The sequence below is a fragment of the Arthrobacter sp. Y3223164 genome, assembly GCF_059091005.1.
This window is the reverse complement of record NZ_JBNHGF010000210.1, coordinates 1-4,969: the sequence shown is the minus strand read 5'-3', so window position 1 is coordinate 4,969 and position 4,969 is coordinate 1. Positions and strand designations below refer to the sequence as shown.

At 66.6% G+C, this 4,969-nt stretch carries 5 protein-coding genes; all 5 read left to right on the top strand.

The window, feature by feature from the left end; translation table 11 throughout:
* A partial coding sequence (locus tag AC5RUJ_RS10965) for a tRNA lysidine(34) synthetase (protein WP_494155861.1) occupies window positions 1-726 on the top strand: 726 nt, incomplete at its 5' end.
* Window positions 727-741: 15 nt separating this feature from the next.
* A complete protein-coding gene (gene hpt, locus AC5RUJ_RS10960) occupies window positions 742-1,293 on the top strand; it encodes a hypoxanthine phosphoribosyltransferase (RefSeq protein ID WP_494001927.1) in 552 nt (183 codons plus the stop codon).
* Window positions 1,294-1,449: 156 nt separating this feature from the next.
* On the top strand, window positions 1,450-3,489 hold the full coding sequence (gene ftsH / locus AC5RUJ_RS10955; protein ID WP_494001928.1) for an ATP-dependent zinc metalloprotease FtsH: 2,040 nt from the start codon (window positions 1,450-1,452) through the stop codon (window positions 3,487-3,489).
* A 10-nt stretch (window positions 3,490-3,499) separates the two neighbouring features.
* Window positions 3,500-4,108 carry a GTP cyclohydrolase I FolE gene (gene folE, locus AC5RUJ_RS10950; RefSeq protein ID WP_494001929.1) on the top strand — a complete coding sequence of 203 codons (609 nt, stop codon included), beginning with the start codon at window positions 3,500-3,502 and terminating at the stop codon, window positions 4,106-4,108.
* 25 nt (window positions 4,109-4,133) lie between these two features.
* Window positions 4,134-4,969: dihydropteroate synthase (gene folP, locus AC5RUJ_RS10945; RefSeq protein WP_494155860.1), on the top strand; the 836-nt coding region annotated here is incomplete at its 3' end.

Here is a 4,969-nt window from a genome sequence, read left to right as displayed (position 1 = left end):
AGGACGGCACGCTACGCGGCGCTGGATGCCGCCGCGGCGGAACTCGGGGCCGCGGCGGTGCTGCTGGGGCACACCCTGGACGACCAGGCCGAGCAGGTACTGCTGGGCCTGGGCCGCGGCTCGGGCACGCGGTCGTTGGCCGGCATGCCGGTGAAGCGGGGCCGGTATCTGCGCCCGTTCCTGTCGCTGCGCCGGCAAGACACCGAGGAGGTGTGCGCGGTTGCCGGGCTGCAGCCCTGGCACGACCCGGCCAACAGTGATCCGCAGTACATGCGCTCCCGCATCCGGATGCGGGTGATGCCGTTCTTGGAAGACGAGATGGGTCCCGGCGTCGCCCAGGCGCTGTGGCGGTCGGCACAGATTCTGGCCGCCGACGCCGACTACCTGCAGGCACAGGCGGCCGAGGAATACCGCCGGCTGCGGGTGGTCACACCGGACGGGCTGGAGCTGCCACGGGAAGGCATGGAACAACTCCCGGCCGCCATGAAGCACCGCGTGCTCGCCCTGGCCGCCGCCGAACTGGGCGGCGAAAACCCCAGCTACGAACGGCTGCAGGCGGCCGAATCGCTGCTGCGCCGCCAAGGCTCGGCCGGCCCGGTGCAGCTGGCCGGATTCGTCAGTGTCTACCGCCGGACTGCTGCCAACGCGGTTCACCAAGATGGCACCGGCTATGGCAATCTTGTGTTGAGAACAACTGGCCGCAGCCCCGGCCAGACAGACCGCTAGACCCGGGAGCATGTGGTGGATTCCAACGACGTCCAGGCAGACCTCAAGCACGTCCTCTACACCAAGGAGCAGATCCAGCAGCGCGTCGCCGAGCTGGCTGCCGAAATCGACAGGGACTATGAAGGGCGCGACCTGTTGATCGTCGGCGTCCTCAAGGGCGCGGTGATGGTCATGGCGGACCTGGCCCGGGCACTGCACAGCCACGTCAAGATGGACTGGATGGCCGTATCCTCCTACGGCTCCGGCACCCAGTCCTCCGGCGTCGTGCGGATCCTGAAGGACCTCGAGACGGACTTGATGGGCAAGCATGTGCTCATCGTTGAGGACATCATCGACTCCGGCCTCACCCTGTCCTGGCTGAAGACCAACCTGATTTCGCGCGGCCCGGCCAGCGTGGAAATCTGCACCCTGCTGCGCAAGCCCGATGCCGCCAAGGTGGAAATCGACGTCAAGTACGTCGGCTACGAGATCCCGAACGAATTCGTGGTGGGCTACGGGCTGGACTACGCCGAGCGCTACCGCAACCTGGACTTCATCGGCACCCTGGCACCGCACATCTACGAATAACCGCCGCACCGTCCGCCGCAGGCTAGGCTACGCCCAGAGGGAACTAATGCCCTCCCTTGAGCGTGAAGGAAGACGGACAGTGTATAGCTGTAGTAGCCGAAGGGCTGCCATCACGCGCGGACAAGCAGGAGGGACGGGCGCAAGCCCCCAAGTCGCATGAAATTGAAGAACCTTTTCAAGGGACCGATCATCTGGATTGTCCTGGTCCTGGTCATCCTCCTGATCGCCGTGCCCAATTTGGCCGGTCCGCAGTCTTCACGCGTCGACACCAGTGTGGGACTTGAACTGCTGCAGGACAACAAGGCGGAACAGGCCCGGATGAACGACGGCGCCCAGAGCGTCGACCTGACGTTGCGCGAAGACCTGGTCATCGACGACGCCAACAAGGGCAAGTCGATCACCTTCTTCTACAGTCGCGACCGCGGTCCGGACATCGTGGACGCGATCAACGCCTCCGACGTGGACACCTTCACCGACCAGCCGGTGGAAAACAACTGGTTCATGAGCTTCATCAGCCTGATCCTGCCCATCCTGATCATCGGCCTGATCTTCTGGTTCCTGCTCTCGCGCATGCAGGGCGGCGGTTCCAAGGTCATGCAGTTCGGCAAGTCCAAGGCGAAGATGATCACCAAGGACATGCCGCAGGTGACCTTCGCCGACGTCGCGGGCGTGGACGAGGCCGTGGAGGAACTGCACGAAATCAAGGAGTTCCTCTCCGAACCGGCCAAATTCCAGGCCGTCGGGGCGAAGATCCCCAAGGGCGTGCTGCTCTACGGCCCGCCCGGTACCGGCAAGACCCTGTTGGCCCGCGCCGTGGCCGGCGAAGCCGGCGTCCCCTTCTTCTCGATCTCCGGCTCCGACTTCGTCGAAATGTTCGTCGGCGTCGGCGCCTCCCGCGTCCGGGACCTGTTCGAACAGGCCAAGACCAATTCGCCGGCCATCATCTTCGTGGACGAAATCGACGCGGTCGGCCGGCACCGCGGTGCCGGCGTGGGCGGCGGCAACGACGAGCGCGAACAGACGCTGAACCAACTGCTGGTCGAGATGGACGGCTTCGACGTCAAGACCAACGTCATCCTGATCGCCGCCACCAACCGTCCCGACGTGCTGGACCCGGCGTTGCTGCGCCCGGGCCGGTTCGACCGGCAGATCGCCGTCGAGGCCCCCGACCTGGAAGGCCGCCACCAGATTCTGCAGGTGCACGCCGCCGGCAAGCCCATGGCCCCGGGCGTGGACCTGCGTTCCCTGGCCAAGCGTGCGCCCGGATTCACCGGTGCCGACCTGGCCAACGTGCTCAACGAAGCCGCCCTGCTGACCGCCCGGTCCAACGCCCAGCTGATCGACGACCGGGCGCTGGACGAAGCCATCGACCGCGTGATGGCCGGGCCGCAAAAGCGCTCCCGCGTCATGAAGGAACACGAGCGCAAGATCACCGCCTACCACGAAGGCGGACACGCCCTGGTCGCGGCCGCGCTGCGTTACTCCGCGCCGGTCACCAAGGTCACAATCCTGCCCCGCGGCCGCGCCCTGGGCTACACCATGGTGGTGCCGGAGGACGACAAGTACTCCGTGACCCGCAACGAACTGCTGGACCAGCTCGCCTACGCCATGGGCGGCCGGGTGGCCGAAGAGATCGTCTTCCACGATCCGTCCACCGGCGCGTCCAACGACATCGAGAAGGCCACCAGCACCGCCCGCCAGATGGTCACCCAGTACGGCATGAGCGAACGCGTGGGTGCCGTGAAGCTGGGCCAGGGCGGCGGCGAGCCGTTCCTGGGCCGCGACATGTCGCACGAACGCAACTACTCCGACCACGTCGCCTTCGTGGTGGACGAGGAAGTGCGCCGGCTCATCGACGACGCCCACGACGAGGCCTACGCGATCCTGACCGAGAACCGCGACGTGCTGGACCGGCTGGCCCTGGCGCTGTTGGAACGCGAGACGCTGAACCAGCGTGAGATCGCCGAGATCTTCCACGACCTGCGCCGCCGCGAGCTGCGGGACGTGTGGCTGTCCAAGGAAACCCGGCCGGTACACAACATCCCGCCGGTGGTCTCCCGCCGGGAGCGGGAAGCGGCCGCCAACGGCCAGCAGCAGGAAGGAAGCCACGGGGCCGTGATCGTGGACCCGAATCCGGCCGGCGGAGACCTTCCCGGGGATGACGGCCGAAGCGGCGTACCCGGCGCCAGCAGCTAGGATCACAGACGTGACCGAATACGATGACGTTGTCGCCGAGCTGGAGTTCGACCCGCTGATCGACCTGCCCAGGATCGAGAAGGCGGTGCGCGAAATCCTCATCGCCGTCGGCGAAGATCCTGACCGCGAAGGCCTGCGGGAAACCCCGCAGCGGGTCGCCCGTTCGTACGCGGAGGTGTTTGCCGGCCTGCATCAGGACCCGGCGGACATTCTCGGCACCACGTTCGACATCAACCATGAGGAAATGGTGCTGGTCAAGGACATCCCGTTCTATTCGACCTGCGAGCACCATCTGGTCCCGTTCCACGGCACCGCCCACATTGGCTACATTCCGTCCCATGACGGTAAAGTGACCGGGTTGAGCAAGCTCGCCCGCCTGGTGGAAATCTACGCCCGGCGCCCGCAGGTGCAGGAACGCCTCACCACGCAGATCGTCGAGGCCATGGTCAAGTACCTGGAGCCCAAGGGCGCGATCGTCGTCGTCGAATGCGAACACATGTGCATGTCCATGCGCGGGGTCCGCAAGCCGGGGGCGAAGACAGTCACCTCGGCCGTGCGCGGCCAATTGCGCGAGCAGGCCACCCGAGCCGAGGCCATGAGCCTGATTATCGGACGATAGCGAAGAGAAGAGACGGTACAGATAGATGGATTCACTCGCCGCAGTCCCCGGAACCGGGCCCGCCACGTCGCCGCTGCCCGTGCTGCGCAAGGCGCGCGAGCCGAAAAAGTTCGCGGACCTGCCCACCGACCGTGCCGTCGTCATGGCCATCCTGAACGTCACCCCGGACTCGTTCAGCGACGGCGGCGACCACGCCAATAAGGAAGCGGCGATCGCCTACGGGCTGAAGTTGCTGTACGGCGGCGCCGACATCATCGACGTCGGGGGTGAATCCACCCGCCCCAACGCCGACTCGATCACTCCCGAGGAAGAGCAGAAGCGCATCCTCCCCGTCATCGAGGCACTGGTCAAGGCCGGCGCCCTGATCAGCGTGGACACCATGCACGTGGACACGGCGGCCAAGGCGCTGGACGCCGGGGCGGCCATCGTCAACGACGTCTCCGGCATGACCCACGACCCGCACATGCCCGCCCTGGTGGCCGAGCGCCAGGTCCCCTACATCCTGATGCACCGGCGCGGGGACGCCCGCGAGGTCGACCCCAAGGCGGACTACCAGGACGTGGTGGCCGAGGTCCTCGCGGAGCTGACCGACCTGCGGGACAAGTTCGTCGCCGCCGGCGTGGCGCCGGAGCAGATCATCCTGGATCCGGGACTGGGCTTCTCCAAGAACGCCGAACACAACTGGGAGCTGCTGCGCGCCACGGACCGGATCGCGCAACTGGGCCACAAGGTGCTGGTCGGCGCATCACGCAAGCGGTTCCTCGGTTCCCTGCTGACCACCGCCGGCAAGGCCGCCGCACCCAAGGAACGCGACGAGGCCACGCTGGCGGTCTCCGCGCTGGCCGCCGCCAACGGCGCCTG

What these genes read in the sequence shown, in the direction of transcription:
- ftsH (WP_494001928.1), top strand. Translation starts at nt 1,450, where the DNA reads ATGAAATTGAAGAACCTTTTCAAGGGACCGATCATCTGGATTGTCCTG.